15 protein-coding genes are annotated in these 17,769 nt (G+C 44.7%); 8 read left to right on the top strand and 7 right to left on the bottom strand.

The genetic code is table 11. The annotated features are described in order from the left end of the window. Positions 1 to 479: 479 nt before the first annotated feature. Positions 480 to 1,415, top strand: coding sequence for a pyridoxal-phosphate dependent enzyme (locus tag MD535_RS02960; RefSeq protein WP_265673445.1), 936 nt, complete (start codon positions 480 to 482; stop codon positions 1,413 to 1,415). A gap of 93 nt (positions 1,416 to 1,508) precedes the next feature. Here the strand turns inward: MD535_RS02960 and MD535_RS02955 are convergent, their stop codons facing one another. Further along, positions 1,509 to 2,288 (bottom strand): tetratricopeptide repeat protein, encoded by a 780-nt coding sequence (locus MD535_RS02955; RefSeq protein WP_265673444.1) that lies wholly within the window; start codon positions 2,286 to 2,288, stop codon positions 1,509 to 1,511. A gap of 297 nt (positions 2,289 to 2,585) precedes the next feature. On the opposite strand from MD535_RS02955, the gene MD535_RS02950 reads away from it, so the two are divergent. Continuing rightward, on the top strand, positions 2,586 to 3,032 hold the full coding sequence (locus MD535_RS02950) for a dCMP deaminase family protein (RefSeq protein WP_265673443.1): 447 nt from the start codon (positions 2,586 to 2,588) through the stop codon (positions 3,030 to 3,032). A 215-nt stretch (positions 3,033 to 3,247) separates the two neighbouring features. After that, entirely contained in the window at positions 3,248 to 4,096 is an 849-nt protein-coding gene (locus MD535_RS02945; RefSeq protein ID WP_265673442.1) for a TonB-dependent receptor, read from the top strand. Positions 4,097 to 4,148: 52 nt separating this feature from the next. Here the strand turns inward: MD535_RS02945 and MD535_RS02940 are convergent, their stop codons facing one another. The 3 genes from MD535_RS02940 to MD535_RS02930 form a co-directional block, all read right to left on the bottom strand. After that, positions 4,149 to 6,671, bottom strand: coding sequence for an efflux RND transporter permease subunit (locus tag MD535_RS02940; protein WP_265673441.1), 2,523 nt, complete (start codon positions 6,669 to 6,671; stop codon positions 4,149 to 4,151). Positions 6,672 to 6,922: 251 nt separating this feature from the next. Then, positions 6,923 to 7,621, bottom strand: a complete 699-nt coding sequence (locus MD535_RS02935; protein ID WP_265673440.1) for a DUF2057 domain-containing protein — start codon at positions 7,619 to 7,621, stop codon at positions 6,923 to 6,925. Between the two features lie 166 nt (positions 7,622 to 7,787). After that, positions 7,788 to 8,837, bottom strand: coding sequence for a porin (locus MD535_RS02930; RefSeq protein WP_265673439.1), 1,050 nt, complete (start codon positions 8,835 to 8,837; stop codon positions 7,788 to 7,790). Positions 8,838 to 9,370: 533 nt separating this feature from the next. Between MD535_RS02930 and dinG the strand changes: the two genes are divergently transcribed. The 4 genes from dinG to rsmS all read left to right on the top strand — a co-directional run bounded on the left by dinG (position 9,371) and on the right by rsmS (position 12,979). Next, a complete protein-coding gene (gene dinG / locus MD535_RS02925) occupies positions 9,371 to 11,458 on the top strand; it encodes an ATP-dependent DNA helicase DinG (protein ID WP_265673438.1) in 2,088 nt (695 codons plus the stop codon). Between the two features lie 14 nt (positions 11,459 to 11,472). After that, positions 11,473 to 12,243 (top strand): TSUP family transporter, encoded by a 771-nt coding sequence (locus MD535_RS02920; RefSeq protein ID WP_265673437.1) that lies wholly within the window; start codon positions 11,473 to 11,475, stop codon positions 12,241 to 12,243. A gap of 62 nt (positions 12,244 to 12,305) precedes the next feature. Next, positions 12,306 to 12,815, top strand: coding sequence for a primosomal replication protein (locus MD535_RS02915; RefSeq protein WP_265673436.1), 510 nt, complete (start codon positions 12,306 to 12,308; stop codon positions 12,813 to 12,815). Continuing rightward, positions 12,815 to 12,979 carry a pleiotropic regulatory protein RsmS gene (rsmS, locus tag MD535_RS02910; RefSeq protein ID WP_265673435.1) on the top strand — a complete coding sequence of 55 codons (165 nt, stop codon included), beginning with the start codon at positions 12,815 to 12,817 and terminating at the stop codon, positions 12,977 to 12,979. Before MD535_RS02915 ends, rsmS begins: the two co-directional genes overlap by 1 nt. 98 nt (positions 12,980 to 13,077) lie before the next feature. Here the strand turns inward: rsmS and MD535_RS02905 are convergent, their stop codons facing one another. Continuing rightward, positions 13,078 to 15,195, bottom strand: a complete 2,118-nt coding sequence (locus MD535_RS02905) for a methyl-accepting chemotaxis protein (RefSeq protein WP_265673434.1) — start codon at positions 15,193 to 15,195, stop codon at positions 13,078 to 13,080. A 180-nt stretch (positions 15,196 to 15,375) separates the two neighbouring features. Here MD535_RS02905 and xthA point away from each other — a divergent pair, with 180 nt between their 5' ends. Further along, entirely contained in the window at positions 15,376 to 16,182 is an 807-nt protein-coding gene (xthA, locus tag MD535_RS02900; RefSeq protein WP_265673433.1) for an exodeoxyribonuclease III, read from the top strand. 119 nt (positions 16,183 to 16,301) lie between these two features. Here xthA and MD535_RS02895 read toward each other — a convergent pair whose 3' ends face one another. Continuing rightward, positions 16,302 to 16,979 carry an ABC transporter permease gene (locus MD535_RS02895; protein ID WP_265673432.1) on the bottom strand — a complete coding sequence of 226 codons (678 nt, stop codon included), beginning with the start codon at positions 16,977 to 16,979 and terminating at the stop codon, positions 16,302 to 16,304. Positions 16,980 to 16,981: 2 nt separating this feature from the next. Continuing rightward, positions 16,982 to 17,722, bottom strand: a complete 741-nt coding sequence (locus MD535_RS02890) for an ABC transporter permease (RefSeq protein ID WP_265673431.1) — start codon at positions 17,720 to 17,722, stop codon at positions 16,982 to 16,984. Positions 17,723 to 17,769 lie beyond the last annotated feature (47 nt).

Genomic DNA, 17,769 nt, shown 5'->3' with positions numbered 1-17,769 from the left:
ATATTTAACTCACAGATAACACGTGCGCATTGGCACGGAGAACGACAAAGTTTACTAGGGCGTTCAAAGAATTAAAAGGGCTGAAGGTGTTCAAATGTCTAATTTATTGACCTTTTAGAACACTATTAAATCAAACATTCACTGAGTATATTGTATTGTCGGCAAAACCTGAGAAAACTTAACAATCAATGCGTCACATAAATTCGCCTTCCAAACGTTACTACTAGGCATAGTATAGGCTCAGTGTAACAAATATTCCGTAAACATCGTCAACGTCAGATTTATGTCAATAATAGCGGCAAACTGCCCACTAGCATGACGCTAGGTAACAGGTTACTCAGTTAAGCGGCTCAGCACTCATTAGGATAATTATCGCATATCTACACAATTGCTAATGTATGCGTTTGTAAACGGTGTCATTTGTCTCTGAGCATGGTTAACGTTAGAATCCAGTTTTTCAAGTTCAAACGGTTTTTCTAGTGAAACTCAAAGACAGCCCTGTCACTCAGCATAATGTGGAAGGCCGCTCGTTTTATTTAAAACGTGATGATTTGCTTCATAGCCACTTTAATGGCAATAAAGCGCGAAAATTTGCCGCATTATTAGACCAACACAATCCGAATATTTCTCGCTTGATTGGATGGGGCTCAGCCCAAGCAAACTCGCTGACATCACTTGCCGCTTTAGCGAGGATAAAAGGTTGGCAGCTGACTTATTATGTTGATCATAAACCCGCTTGGTTAGATGAAAAGCCGATGGGAAATTATCGAATGGCCTTAGAGCTTGGCGCTAATATCGTGTCACTCTCCGATCAGGTCGATAATCTAGAGAAATGCCACCCTAGTGACTTTATTCAACGTCAACATGGCGATGATGACTCATGTCTCATTGTCCCAGAGGGCGGCCGGTTTCAACTTGCCGAAGTTGGCGTGCAAACGCTTGCTAGAGAAATTCTGGCATGGGCACGGTTTGAAAAGAATCCTAACCTGAAAGTGGCTCTACCTTCTGGCACCGGTACCACTGCGTTATATCTTGCTAAAGCACTGCACTCAGAAGGTATTGAAGTGCTTACCTGCCCCTGTGTTGGTGGGCGAGACTACTTAGTTAAACAGTTTCAGGAATTGAACGAATTCGATGTTCATCCGACGATTTTGCAGCGGGACGCGAAACACCATTTTGGTAAGCTGTATCAAGAAGACTACGCCATATGGCGCTTGTTATACGAACAAACCGATATAGAGTTTGACCTACTGTATGACCCACTGATGTGGCGCTGCTTGCTCCCTTGGTTAGCAGCAAACCCCGATGCTACGGTACTTTATGTGCACCAAGGCGGGTTGTTGGGGAACGAAACTATGTTACCGAGATATGAACGAAAGTTTGGCGCAAGAGATAACTCGATACTGAGTTGGTAATGGTTCTATGGTTCACACAAATACTGGAAATACTAAAAAGGGAAGCGTGGCTTCCCTTTTTTGCTAAGTCGACTTTAACTTTACCGGGTTGGGTTACTTATGAGAGGAATAAGCCGCTAAATATTGCTTCGCCAAAAGGTTCGCTTCATCTATCTCTTCATTCGATAACTTGGTCGTTATTTCATCACGCAGATTCTCAGCGCTTTGATAGCCATTTGTCGCAGCCACCGACGCCCAAGCAAGCGCTTGAACATTGTTGAGCTCAACACCCTCGCCTAATGAATACTTAAACGCTAAATTACGTTGACCGTAAGCATAGCCATTTTCTGCGGCTTTTCGATACCAGTTCACCGCTTCAATATCATTTTGCTCAATACCCAATCCTTTCGCGTACATCACTCCTAGGCTATTTTGCGCGACATCATAGCCACGCTCAGCCGCTAAGCGATAATACTCAACGGCCTTAGCGTTGCTCTTAGGAACACCTCTACCCCATTTGTACATACCCGCAAGATAGTATTGCGCTTGGTCATGACCAATGTTGGATGCTTTTTCAAACCAAGACGCGGCTTCTTTCGCATCGTAATGAACACCGTGTCCATTGTCATACATCATGCCCAACTTATACATTGCCGTCTCACTGCCTTGTTCTGCAGCTTTGAAATACCACTCAACAGCAATCTTATCATCTTCTTTAATGCCATTACCGACGGCGTATCTGTCCCCTAACTCAATCTGTGCAAACAAATCCCCTTGTTTCGCCCCTTGAGTTACGGCTTTTACACTTGATGCAGACCAATCTTTCGTAAATGCTAAGCTCCCTGCGCTAAAACACAGACTACATAGTGAAACCGCTAACAGTGTTTTTCGCATTTCCTTTTCCCTTTCTGAAGAATTCGTCGAATACTGACACATGTTCATAGAAGTTTTAGGGATTTTAAACAGAATTCGCAATACTCTGACAAAGAATTTCGTTCAAGTCACAAAACCAACGCAACTTCCATTCACTCAACCAATGCAACAAGCTCAACCCAATGCCAGTTAAAATAGAGTGTCCCTTTCGTTAAGAAAAGCGTGAGGAAAAATGTAATCGTTTGCAATTAGCACTCGTGTTACTTGGCTAATTTTTGTAAACTTTGTCACAAATTGATTTTAAATAATGGTATCTACATGGCTTCAAAATGGGCAAAACGATTTATCCAAATGGCTGAGCTTGTTGGGTCGTGGAGTAAAGATCCCTCGACACAAGTTGGCGCGGTGATCACGAAAAACAATCGCATCGTTTCAGTGGGCTTTAACGGTTATCCACACGGCATCTCTGACAGTGCCGAAAGTGATGAAAGAGAAACCAAATACCTGAAAACCTTGCACGCGGAAGAAAACGCGATTCTCTTTGCGAAAAGAGATCTCGATGGGTGCGAGATTTGGGTCACGCACTTCCCGTGCCCTAACTGCGCCGCTAAGATCATTCAAACGGGCATTTCAGTCGTCCATTGCCCCGCACAATCTGAAGACTTCCTCTCTCGATGGGGGGATAAAATCTCACTCAGCCAAGATATGTTTGAGCAAGCTAATGTCCGTATTAACTGGCTTACGCTAGATCAGGACGAGGAATAATCAATATTTAGCATTAAGTAAGCGATATCATTTAGCTATGCTGTCGTTTACTTGCTCCCCCCCAAGCACCAAACTTTCGTTATCTGCAAGCCTGCTGGTCCAAACCAATTTCATAAAGAAAGTGATATATATCACTTTCCAACAATAATGCTATCCTTTAGAATTCGCCATCCTTATTAATGTGGCTTAGTCACATCACTAGCAAGAGTAACTTCATGGCCAAATTCCGTTCGCTGTCGATTGCACTTATCGCAATGATTAGCGGGACTATTTCCCCAACGCCACAAGCCTTTGAGCTCCCTCTATTTAAAGCAGAGGCAGAAGAGCGTGGTTATACATTACCTGAAGCCATTGGGTTGAGTTTTGGCTATATGAACGTTTCTCAGGGGATAAATGTTGATTCAATTACATTGGCGGGTTTAGGCCCACTAGACGATATCGGCATTAAAACAAAAGGTGGTTATCAGGAGAGTCAAGTTATCACCCTGAAAGCCGACGTATGGGTGCTACCTTTTCTAAATTTTTACGCTATAGGCGGGAAATTAGATGGCTATTCTGAAACCACGATTAGCCACGTTAAACTGTTTCCTAACCTTCCTGGTGACGGCATTGAAATAAACGAACCTTTCCGACTTGACTTAGATGGTTATACCTATGGCGCAGGAACAGTCATTGCTGGTGGGTATGAGAGTGTTTTTGCCCTAGTTGACGCCAGCTATACTAAAACAAGCCTGACTGTTATCGATGGAGAGATCGATTCAATCGTGATCTCTCCGCGCGTTGGCTATGATTTTTCAAGAAACAGCGATTGGCCAATCAGAGCTTGGGTTGGCGCACAATATCAGAATATAGAACAAACCTTATCCGGTAGTATTAACGATTTGCCATTAGGTGGCATTTCCTTACCAGACAACGCGAAATTTACCGTAAACCAGAGCTTAGCGAATAAATGGAACACGCTAGTCGGTGCCCAATATGAATTCACCCCTAACTGGGTGCTTATCAGTGAAATTGGTTTTGGACAAAGAAAAAGTTTCTTCATGACATTGGATGCAAGATTCTAGTCACCCCGCGCAGCCACTCACCAGTCAATGAGTGGCTCACTTCCTACACCGCTTACCTTTCTTTACTACTCGCTTCCACTTCGCTGATTTTCTCCGACTTCTTCGTCGCTTCTAGCATAATAGGTAACAGTACCAAACTGTAAACCAGAATACTCGACAAGGCGATCGTTAACACCATTCCGATAGAGTGCATCCCTTGATGCTTGGCAACAATTAACGCGCCAAACGTCGCAAGAGTAGTTAAACAGCTGATTAGGGATGCTTTAGGTGTCGAGGTCTTAAAAAAACCTTCCAAACTGCCCACGGCACGAAAACGCTTAACGATATGAATGCCATTATCCACCCCTAAGCCAAAAATCAATGGGACCACAATAATATTAGCCATATTCATGGACAAGTTGAGCCAATACATCATCCCTAAGGTAGTGATCGTCGCTAAGCCTAACGGAATAAAAATGAGTACAATGTCGCGTTTCTTGTTCACCGTCCAAATCAGGATCAACGCGATCGCCAAGATCGACATCAAAATCGCAGCTCTAAAGGCATCGACGACAATGCCCCCCACTTCTTTTTCGGCGACGGCGCGCCCCGTGGCATTCGGAGCAATAAACTGCACATCGCTAATAAACTGGTTTAATTCTTCGACATTACTCATGTCTCCTAACGGCGTGATGGCGACCAGCCATTCTCCTTGCTTACTGATGTAGCGTTGATAAAGCGAGCGAGGCAAATCTTCATCAATATTCAATCCCGTCGCATTTGACGTGATTGCGGATAACGTATCGCTGTCGACACTAGAAAATAGCGCTTGGGTCAGTGACCCAAGATCAGCACTATCATTCGCCATTGTTGGAATACGCTCAGCATTTGGCCAACCCTTTTCCACCGCTAAACGCTTAAACTCACTTAATGACAATGGTTTTGCTGTCATGTTGGGCTGCAAAACATCAGACAATTGCTGCGTGCGTTGTGCCAATTCTGTTGGCATGAAATCGCTAGCAATGATGACTTGACTGATGGTTGGTTCGTTAAGTAACTGTGACTTCCATTGCTTCGCTTCTTGTTCGTTCTTGGCGACCGCATATAACTGGTAGCTAGAACCCAATCCATGTTGTTGTAATGCATACAACCCTAACACAGACTCCGACTGTGGGTTTTTCAATACTAACGTCGAAAAATCAAACTTAAATTGAGTGGCGCCATAACCCATCACCAATGACAGGCAAACCATTAAAAAGGTGATTGTCCGCTTATAAGTCGCAAGCCCATGACCAAACGCAGAAAAATAGCGCGTGTCAGTTTTATGTTTAACCGTTGGGTAACCAAATAAGGTAAAAAATAGTGGTATTACGACAAATGTCGCCAATAACCCAAGTAACATGCCTAATGCGGAAACAATACCTAACTCACCCAGTCCCGTGTAGGCAGTGGGATAAAAACTAAGAAACCCAATTCCAGAGGAAAGCGCGCACAGCGCCAACGGGCGAAACGAATGAGCGACGGCATGAGTCAAGCTATGACGGTTGTCTTCGCCTTTAATTCTGAGTTCTTGAATATGAAGACAAAGATGAATAGAAAAGTCGACGGCAAGGCCAATAAACATCACCATAAACACGATAGAGATGGTGTTGTACGATCCCACGACAAACAGACCGGCGGCGAACGTCCACACCAACCCTATGATGACCGTCAAATAACACGCAACAATGACACGAAGCGAGCGAATGCCAATAGCAAGTATCAATACTAGACCAATCAGCGACGCACTACCCGCAATGGCGATGCTATTATTCGCGTCAACGATTTCGTCGAAATCTAAAGCCGCTTGACCAGTAATCTGTACCGCGACACTAGATGGTAATTCCGCTGCTGTGACCGCATGATGAATCGCTTCAATTATCGCTCTGTTTGGCTCCTTAACGCTATCATCTGGCTGCGCAACCAGTGTTATAGCGTACGCAGTTGGCGAGGTAATATGACCGCTTAACTCGCGTGCCCAGTCAAATTTTTGACCGCTAGCCGCTAACAATAAAGGCTCCAGTATATTTTCGTTCGCTTTATCTCGCTCTACCGAACTATCGCTACCTAGAGCACGAGTAGCAATGTGACTATTACGGTCAATTAATTGCCCCAAATACACCTCTAAGCGCTGAGCGTTAGCGCCAGCAACTAATGGTGCTACCTGTTGGCTAACCATCTTTTCAAGGGTTTGATAGTCACTGTCGTCGATGAACCCCAGAGCATGTTGCTGGAACCATGATAAGGTCGACGGGGCAAAGACGTCTTTAATAACAGAAGACGAAGCCAACTCATCAGCGAGTGATTCAACACTTTGCTTAGCAAGCTCACCATCTTGGCTCGTGACCAACACCACCACATTACCCGTTTCAGGAAATGCCTCTTCAAGGTGAGCGAGATTATCAACCCACGCGCCATCTTGTTTCACCAGCGAGGAGAGATCGGCGTTCATTTTGAAGTGTTGTTGCCCGTACCAAGCACTGGCTGCAGTCAGCGCAAGTACGAAAAGTAAAATACACTTAGGGAAACGTTGGATAAGGGTAATAAGTTGATTCACGATAAATTGACAATAAGTAACGATAAGGCGTTAAGTTTAACTCAAAATCACCAAACTCCAGTCAGATTATTGTTAGTACGCCGTCTTTTCTAGCCACTTTTGTTTGCTTACTGCTTGATAGAAATCTGTACTATTTGTTGGATTCATATCGCTATTATCGTGGCCATTGGTGAACGACTTGCATCAAAAAAGGAGCCGAAGCTCCTTTCATTATATTTTTATCCGATCATAATCACTCAAAACAGCCCTAGCTACTCTTGATCAATCATCCACTTACGGAATTCTTTACGCTCTTGCTTGGAGGCTTTCAAATACCAAGCTTGAAGCTGGCCAACATTATCTGATGCTTGCGGTGTGACCACCTCTTTAGACGCTGCGCTAGCCGATACTTTAGGGGTATCCGCTACCGTCGCAGCAACCGAAGTTGCGGCAGCCGCTGTCGCGACAGGGGCTGCCGACGTCGCTACCACCATTTCACCGGATGTGAAAGTAATGCCTCGCTCAGCGTTATGCGCGGCAATGAGTTCATCCATTTGCATGTACGGCATAAACCCGTCTTTGCCTTTTAGCTTTTCTTGCTCATACGCTAAGGCATAACCATCTTGCGTCACGCGCCATTGGGGCGGCGTATCACCACGAAACGCCACTTTCGCTTCTTGCTCACTGCGCGCCACTGGGTGATTAATTTTCACCTCGTCACCCGTCACATTCACAGTAAGGACATACGGCGCAGAAGTATAAACATTGGCACTGCTACCTTTACCCAGTTTTTTATCCATACGAACCACAACTTGGTTTTCACCTTGCTCGAGCTCGTTTTTACCAATTCGTTCTTCAGCTTCTTGACCATTGATAAAGTAAACCGAGACGCCCTTCATTGGTACAAGCGTCGCCGAATTTACACTAAACGCCAGCCCTAATGTGGCGAGAACAACCATACTATTTTTCACGATCGGCTTCCTTTACTGCTGCCTGCTATCTTACAAACAGCATGACACAGAGAACACTCGCAAAAAAGGATTTTTTAGATAAATTGACATCTAAATCACTCTATTGCAGACGTAAAAAAGCCACCCTAGGGTGGCTTTTAAAATAATCTTTTAGCTAAAAGCTAGATTAGAATTCAGCTTTAACACCAACTGCTACACCAGTGCCGTTTTTGTCACCGTTGTCATTGTAGCCATCATCGCCGCCAACTTCTACGTATGCAGTTGCGCCAGGTGCAACTGCGTAGCCAGCATTGATGAACCAGTTAGTCACTTTGTCATAAGAGTCACCTGTAGAACCGATTTGAATTGCTTCATCATACTTCGATTGGCTAACACCACCTGCGATTACGAACTTTTCAATTGTGTAATCTGCTGCTAAACCAAGAGTATTGTTAGTAAGCGACCCATCTATAGGTGTACCGTTCAATGAAGTAGCATCTAAACTAATGTTGTAGTAACCAAGCTCTAGGTTAAGGTTTTGCATAGCAGCCCAACGAGCCTCTAGTGCCCAAAGTGTTTCTTTACCTTCTAGCTTGTCAGTGTTAGCAGGCTTTTCATCTGGTCGTCCACCTAAGTGTGCGCCTTCACCTTTGAAGTCACCTTGACCGTAGAAACCAGTAAAGTCAAAATCTGCTACGCGAGCACCGATTTTAGCATCAACCATGCTGCCATCTTTACCTAGGTCGGTAGAACCGTTTTTATCTTGCTTGTATGCAATGCCGCCGTAGAAGCTACCTTTGTCGATATCGTAACGTACAGACTCGTCAGCACCAAATGGAGAACCGTTTGAGAAGAAAGAGTTTAGACCAAACTGGTAATCTGAACCAATACCAGCATCATCCAGAATAGAATCTAGACGACCAAAAATGATTGAACCAGCGGCTTGTGAGTATAGACCAACGTATGCGTTGCCCGATTGAGTGTCTGTGCTCGAACCTTTAAACTCCCAAAAACCACCAAACTGAAGGTCATCGTTAATTGCATAACGAGTATCAAAACCAAAGTCTGCATCTTGAATTTCTTGTTGGAATTCAGCGTCAGCATCAGTTCCCTTCAAGTAAACAACTTCGATGTCACCTTTTAGGTTAACAGTCACTTTGTCTTGGTTATAAATTTCGATACCTGCTTGCGCAGAACCTGCTGCCAATACTGCTAGAGCTACTAGAGTCTTTTTCATGATAATCCACTGCCTTTTCATTAGATGGGAATTCCCTTTCGGTTCCCTTTTTTAATATATATCGCGCCAAAATCATTTTTTAGAACAACAACCTTTTGTTCCTAAGTCGTTTCAGCGTCGTTAAATCTCGAAATCAAGAATGCAAAAGTTATAAGACAATGTCAAACACCCTAAATAAAACACATAAATTACTATAAACCCACAAAAACAACGAGTTACAACAACCCATGTGACACACCGCAAACTTTAAGCGCACTCAAAACGTGCAAACCCAGCACTAAAATCACCACATCAATCAGGCATAAACTCCAAGAAATCGCATGTAAACACCGGCTTTTTAAAATATAGCACTGCTAAAATGCATTTTTTGGGGTTTTATATTTTTTGACCATTGAAAGATATATAGGTCTATGAAAGTTCACTCAATTTTTGTGACATTGATCAAAACTATCACCGTAAAGTGATGATGAGAATCTCTGAATGTCACCAATCGAAGTGTGCTATCATCGCCGCACTGCAATTTGGATCACAGTATGACAACCAGTAAAATACAATCATCAATTCGTCAAAGTTATCAAAACCTGCAACATCAACTGGATAACTTCGTTCCTAGACGCGCACAAAACTATCTTGTGTCTGAAATTGCCAAGACGTTGCTTGGTCAATATCACAAGTCGACGCGTATTATTGTTGCAGAGGCCGGGACAGGAATTGGTAAAAGTCTGTCTTATCTAATGGCCGCGATTCCTATCGCGGTACAAAACAATCGCAAAATAGTCATCTCTACTGCCACTGTCGCACTGCAAGAGCAGTTACTTGATAAAGACTTGCCTCTGTTTCGGCGTATTACTGACCAAAACTTCTCTTTTATTATTGCCAAAGGACGTCAGCGCTATTGCTGTGCCGAAAAGTTAGCGGTGGCATGTGGTGGCGAAACTGGCGTAGATAATAGCCAACTTGCCATGTTTGAGTCCAAACCAAAGAAAAGTGATATCAAACAGCTTCATGATATGTATGAAAAGCTAACCCAAAATAAGTGGAATGGTGACCGAGATTCATGGCCAGCCCCCATTGATGATGCCATTTGGCAAACCATTGTGAGTGAAAAGCACAGCTGCAATAGCGGACTCCCCGCTCACAGACAGTGCCCTTTTGCTAAAGCACGATCAGAGCTAGACAAAAACGATGTCATTATTGCCAACCATAGCTTAGTCATGGCCGACGCTGACTTGGGCGGCGGGGTGATTTTGCCGGAACCAGAAAACACCATTTTTATCTTCGACGAAGCCCACCATCTACCGCATGTCGCTAGAGACCACGCTTCAGCCTCATCAACATTAAAAGGGGCGGTGAGTTGGTTAGAGCGGTTAAACCAAGCCGTATCGAAGTTCTCCGGACTTGCGGATGAAAAACGCGTCGGGCGTTTTCGTAATGAATTGCAAGACTCTATTCAGCAACTCATTCCAATACTGGGTGAAGTGAATACCTTTTGCTCATCGTTAACCTTTGAAGAAAGTTATTGCCGATTTGAAGATGGAGAACTGCCTACGTGGCTTGAAACCCAAGCTAAAGATCTCAAATCCATCACTCAAAAAGGTGCACAAGCCTCGGGTAAAATTGCGGATTTGATTTCCGAACGTCTTAAAGACGGCGAACTTTCAGCAAAGCTCGCCGAGCCCGCCTTAGCAGAGCTAGGATTCTATATTCAGCGTTTTGAAAACCTTGCCGCCGTATGGCGACTCATGAGTGAGCCTAAAAAAGAAAAAGGGGCGCCACTTGCGCGTTGGATTGAACAAAGCAAAGAGCGCGATAATGACCATGTTGTCAGCGTATCGCCGTTGGAAGTGGGTTGGCAGCTCGACCAGCAAATTTGGTCTCGTTGCGTTGGCGCTGTGTTGGTCTCTGCCACAATGCGAGCGTTAAATTCCTTCTCTTTCTTTTGCCATCAAAGTGGTATTAGCCAAAAAGAAGAAGACGGCGTGCAATTTCTAGCCCTCGCCTCACCGTTTGATTACGCTAATCAAGCTGAGCTTGTTGTGCCAAAAATGAAATATGAGCCGCAGGCGACTCCGTTTACCGATGAACTTAAAGAAAAGCTCATGGAATACATCGCCGATGGTAAGAGCAATCTAGTACTGTTTTCTTCCTATTGGCAGATGAACCAAGTGGCTAATGACATTAAAGGCAAATTTGCCTTAAAAGGCTGGCACCTGCAGATCCAGGGCGAAACATCACGCACAGAAATTCTAAATAAACATAAAACGCTGACTCAATGCGGTAAAACCAGTGTACTTTTTGGCACTGGTAGCTTTTCTGAAGGGCTAGATTTGCCCGGAGAGTTACTTGAAAACCTCATTATAACTAAAATACCGTTTGGAGTGCCGACTTCACCGATTGAACAAGCACATGCAGAATATATCGAACGCAAAGGCGGCAATCCATTTCTACAGATTACAGTTCCTGAGGCCAGTAAAAAGCTGATACAATCAGCGGGACGTCTATTACGTAAAGAAAGAGATTGCGGTACCTTGTATATTCTAGACAGGCGCATCGTAACAAAAAGGTATGGCAAGTCACTTCTCGATTCCCTACCCCCATTTAAAAGAACTATCGAATACTAAGGTGACAGGTCTCCATGGAATTTATTGAACCAAGCATGCTTGTGGTGCTTGCGCTTGTTGCCTTTGTGGCAGGCTTTATCGATGCGGTAGCCGGCGGCGGTGGTATGCTCACTGTGCCTGCCTTACTGTCTCTTGGTCTGCCTCCGCATATTGCCCTTGGCACCAATAAATTAGCGGCGACGTTCGCCTCTTCCACGGCAGCATTTACTTACTATCGTAAACGACTGTTTAATCCAGAGTGCTGGAAAAGAGCATTTATAGCCACGCTTATCGGCGCCACTTTGGGTACGTTTGTCGTGGATATGATTTCAACAGAGTGGTTAGAAAAAGTATTGCCTCTCGTTATTCTTGCCGCGGCGCTTTACACCGTTTTTCATAAATCACCAAGTGCCGACGGCAATGGTGTCAATAAAGGCTGCCCTAAATTCAACCGTAAGCAATACCTGCAAGGTTTGTCACTTGGCTTCTATGACGGTGTTGCTGGCCCTGGAACTGGCGCGTTTTGGACGGTAAGTTCAATGGCTTTATATCGGCTAAATATTCTACTCGCCTCTGGATTGGCAAAAGCGATGAACTTCACCAGCAACTTTACCTCTTTAGTGACGTTTGCTTTCTTAGGACACATTAACTGGGTACTAGGACTTACCATGGGGGTCTGCCTTATGGCGGGAGCTTACATTGGTGCCCATTCTGCGATAAAATTTGGTGGCAAGTTCATTCGACCGATTTTTGTCACCGTGGTAAGTGTTCTTGCCATTAAACTGGCCTATGACGCATGGTTTTAAAGCGTCCGTTCCAATACAAATCATTCTATAATTACTATGCGATTGACCACTGAGAAAAAAAGATGAAACTCGCGGATCTGCATACTCGTCTAGAAAAGCTTCGCCAATCAGCCGCTGCCTATGACGCTGAACGCAAAAAGAGCGTAACGGTGTTATTTGATGATCAACTCTTTAATGCATCCTCTCGTTTTCTTTCACCTTGCGTGCACGAAGCAAAAGATAACCTAAGGCAACTTTCGTCGAATACAATTTCTCTGACTAAAGCGCAGTACTTAGCGGATCGCTTAGTGGCTCAACTCGAAGCATTGGAAAGAGCCCTTGCCCCATTTGCTCAGCCCAATACTACTAGCCCGCAGGAGTCTAACGACCTTCACAGCCAATTACGCCAGCACCAAGAATGGGAAGCCCGTTTATGCGCACTCGTCAGGCATAAAGAGAGTCTGTTGGGTTCTGGGGGAAATAAGGAGACGCTTGAGAATGAATGGCAAATCGCCGAGCAGCGCTTGCAACGTTGTCGAGCGGCTTTACTCAACATCGAACATCAAATTAATGAAAGTGAGAAGTTTCTATAATGGCAACAAATCAAAGTTTAGAAAATGCACCAGAAGACGTTAAACTGGCCGTCGATCTCATTTATTTGCTAGAAAGCAATGACATCTCCCCGGAAGTTGCACTTAAAGCAATCGATATGGTACGAGCGGATTTACTACGACAGGTCGAACAAGGCCAATCATAACCCTTACTTATTATTAGCCAATTCAAAATAAAAAAGATAGGTATCGCTTGTTTGCCCCACCTATCTTTCTTCACTTTCAGCCGCTGTGCTTATCGCCGCTACACTTTAAATTGCTTCATCAACGCCTGCTGCTGCGATGACAATTCATAAATATCGTTGCCAACCTTTTCAGACTCACTCGCTTGTTCTAAGATCTTCGCACTCAGATCGCGTATATTCGTCACGTTTTGATTCACTTCGGTCGAGACTGACTGCTGCTCTTCAGCGGCCTTGACGATTTGTGAGTTCATGTCGTTGATCGCTGAAATAGACTCAAAGATCTTACTCAATGATGTCACCGCTTGTTGCACATGCGTGGCGGTAGAATCGGCGAGGTGCGATCCTTGCTGAATCGCGTTAACCACATCTTTAGTGCCCGTTTGTACACGCTCGATCACTTCGCGGATCTCACCTACCGAGTCATGTGTGCGGCTCGCTAAACTGCGCACTTCATCGGCAACAACAGCAAAGCCCCTACCCTGCTCACCCGCACGCGCCGCCTCTATCGCCGCATTAAGCGCAAGGAGGTTAGTCTGTTCGGAAATGCCCTCAATGACCGCCAAAATCGCGGTAATATTGGCATTGTTCTGAGCCAGCTCTTCCACTATTGGAACCGTCGCTTTCATTTGCTCGACCAATCTCACCATTTCAGCGGCGGAAAGCTCAGCGACCTCTTGCCCTTGGCTGGCTGAGTCATTAGCCGACGCCGCCGCTTCAACCGCGGTTTCGGCATTTTGCACCACCAGCGATGCGGTTTGGGTCATTTCTTCTGACGCTGTGGCGACGAGATCCACTTCTCTAAACTGCGCATCACAGCTCACTCGACTGGAAGCCGCGGTTAATTTCGCCTGCTCCGCGGTTTCGATTACCTGTTTTGATGTCGTGGCAACCTGCGAAATCGTCGTCTGAAGCTTCTCTAGGAAAGCGTTAAACTGAGTCGCAAGCTGGCCAATTTCGTCTCCAGACTTCACCTCCAGGCGTTGAGTTAAATCCCCTTCTCCAGTAGCGATGTCCTCGAGTCTCGACACAACTTCGCGAATTGGCTTTACCAGGCTATGAGACATAACGCCGATGATCACAAGACCAATGAATACAAACCCTACACCGACTAAAATTTCACTAACGATCCCTTCTTCAAGTTGAGATGACAGCGTTTGGTCAAGACGAATGGCATCGCTTAACACCGAACTTCTTGGCATATCAAAAAATACGCCCCAGGTTTGATTTGCAATAGAGATAGGGTTAAATACCGTTAACCACTCACCATCAGCACTCCACTGAATAACGGCTTCTTCGCCAAACATCAGATCTGTCACTTGATTGTTTGACAATACTGAGCTGACAAATGGCGTGCCGGCTTTTACATCAGCATTGTCACTGGCAATGACCGATTCATCCAAGCTGACAATATTGACCTGACCACTGCCCCCAAACAAGCTCGTATCCGATTGCGTGACAGTCTGTGCCAGTTGCGTTAACCCCAAATCAATACCTAAAAAACCAATAATCATGTTATCAACTTCAATCGGTATCGATAGCGACGAACTCAAGTGAGTACTGCCCGCTATTTGCGTCGCCTTCGGTGTACTCACACAGGCGGATTCTGTCGCCAGCGGACAATAAAATCGCTCAGCGTCTGCAAAGTTATCTAAATCCGCCTGACTCAACACATATCGGTTGGCATTTTCACCTGTCTCTGCGATTTTCCAGTAAGTGGCAAACTGACCGCGCTCATTCGATCCGACATAGTCTGCCCCTTCATAATTCGAGTCTTCTCCATCAAGGAGGTTCGGTTTAAATACCAAGTAAGCCCCTTCGATAGAAGGAAACTGAATAACGGCCTGGCGAAGCATTTCATCTAACGCAGTACGCAAATCTTCGCTCGGCACAAAGTTTTCTTCCGCATTAGATTTTTGAAATTTTGCGTTGGAAATGAGCATCTCAGCCCGAAAAATAGCTTCGCTGAAATAATCTTTGACTTCTCGTGCGTTGATTTCGGCTCGCGCTTCTAATAACGCCTCCGACTTTTCCACTACAGATTGGGAGCTCAGCTTCTGAGTGGCTTGTTGATTATTGGTGGCGTTATAAAGCGAAAAGCCAATGAGAGCCAAAGAAGTAAATAATAAGCAGCAACCGGCTAAAATCGTAATTTTCCACTGAACGGAGAGAGTTCGCATAATACATCCTTTTCGCAAACGGTTATCCATGTAGGCATGTTATCGACAGAACATCCTTTTTATTGAGCTTTTTATTACAACATTATTACACTTGTAACTCAATAATTTGAAGTATACCCATCTCTATGACAATGCTAATATTTCTGTTATCGGATCGGAAAAAATACAGGACCATCTCCAATGAAAGTCATCAGTTTTAACATCAATGGACTCAGAGCTCGATTGCATCAATTGCAAGCCGTCATTGATAAACACCAACCCGATGTCATCGGACTACAAGAAATCAAAGTACACAATGATGCCTTTCCTATTGAAGACGTCGAAGCCATGGGCTATCACGTCTATTTTCATGGTCAAAAAGCGCACTATGGCGTCGCCATGCTGTGTAAGCAAAAGCCAACGTCTGTGCAATACGGGTTTCCTACAGATAATGACGACCACCAAAAACGTATGATCATGGCGACGTTTGATAATGATAATGGCAAGAAAGTAACGGTGCTCAATGGTTACTTTCCTCAGGGTGACAACATCACCCATGAAACTAAGTTCCCGTATAAACGTCAGTTTTACAACGACTTAATGACTTATTTAGACGAATACCATACACCTGAAGACGACGTCATCATCATGGGTGATATTAATATCAGCCCGATTGACTTAGATATTGGCATCGGCGCGCCTAACCAAAAGCGCTGGCTCAAAACGGGCAAATGCTCATTTCAACCAGAAGAACGAGAGTGGCTAAAGCGTCTGCTTGACTGGGGTTTTATTGACACTTTCCGCCAGTTACACCCAAATGTTGATGATCAATTTTCATGGTTTGACTATCGCTCAAAAGGATTTGTTGATAACAGAGGGCTACGTATTGATGTCGTGCTAGCGACGCCATCGCTATCAACCCGATGTATCGAAGCGGGTATTGACTACGAGCTGCGCGGCATCGAGAAACCTTCTGATCACGCACCTATTTGGTCGACGTTTAAATAAGGCTACTGTGGCGCTATAGAAAGCGAGATAGCATCCGCTCATGAGGCATAGGCCAATAGAAAAAGCGCCGCGGCATTCAACCGCGGCGCTTTTTATTACTTATTTGCTATTTCAGTAAATTAGCTTAATGGGCGTAAATACGCTAGGAAACGTTTCTCAGCATTTTTAAATACCCAGAGAATGATAAACGTCAGCGCCATATAAAACATACCAGCGGCTAAAAACGACTCAAAAGGGGCATAATAGCGAGCGTTCACCAACCTTGCCGCTCCCGTTAGATCCATAATAGTGACAATGCCAGCCACGGCAGAACCATGTAACATGAAGATCACTTCGTTACTATAAGCAGGAAGCGCACGACGTAGCGCACTTGGCAAAATAATTCGACGATAGGTTTTCCAGTACCCCATCCCATAAGCTTTCGCCGCTTCAACTTCCCCTTTTGGTAAGCCATTAATGGCACCTCGAATAATCTCCGCGGTATACGCTGAAGTATTCAATACAAATGCGACTAACGCACAAAACCATGCGTTTTCCCACAACGTGTCTTTGACGGGGAAAAACTGATCCATACCATAGTAAATAAGATACAACTGGACTAATAACGGCGTACCACGGAAAAAATAGATAAATGCCCACGAAGGTGCTATCGCCAAATAGTTATTACTATTACGAGCAATCGCCAACGGAATAGCAACACACAAACCAATCACTAATGCCAATGAAACCAGCCATGCCGTCGTCCATAGTCCGTCAAGGTAAACAGGAAAACTGTCGATAATGATAGAAAAGTCCATATCTACCTCGTATGAATACTGAATTTGCGCTCAACCAGCTTGAGAAAGCCTGTCGATACTGCGGTAAAAAACAAAAATATTAGGGCGACCGTCATGTAAAACGTAAATGGCATCTTAGTCGATCCTGCCGCTAACGAACTCACTCGTACCATGTCTTCCAACCCAATGATGGAAACAAGTGCGGTGGTTTTCAATAGTACTAACCAGTTGTTGCCGAAACCGGGTAATGCATGTCGGATCATTTGTGGCAATAAAATGCGTCGAAACGCCATTGGTCCACTCATACCGTAGGCTTTTGCTGCCTCCATTTCACCTTTATCAACGGCCATAATAGCGCCCCGAAAGGTCTCCGCCATGTACGCACCGAAGATGAAACCGATGGTAAGAACACCGGCAATAAATGGCGAAACATCAATATAATCGGGTAAATATGACGTCCACTCGTGATTAGGATCACTGGATGTAAACCAGTTATTGAGCCATTCATTGGCCGCATACAGGCTATTATTTAGTAGAATCTGCCCGCCAAAGAAGATCAACATCATCAGCACCAGATCTGGGATGCCGCGAATAACGGTTGTATATAGCGTGGCTATCGCACGTGCCCAACGGTAAGGAGCAAGTTTAGCCAACGCACCTAACATGCCCAAAAGCATGGCAAGAATGAGCGACAGTACCGCTACTTCTATCGTCAACACCGCCCCTTTTAAAATTGAGGCTTCATATCCTTGTAAATCGAGCATAGCTTCTTCCAACAGCGAAACTTAAATATTGATAAACTTACCAAATA

Origin of the sequence: Vibrio qingdaonensis, assembly GCF_026191675.1 — a bacterium.
Lineage (GTDB): Bacteria > Pseudomonadota > Gammaproteobacteria > Enterobacterales > Vibrionaceae > Vibrio > Vibrio qingdaonensis.
This window is presented reverse-complemented; position numbering and strand designations above follow the sequence as displayed.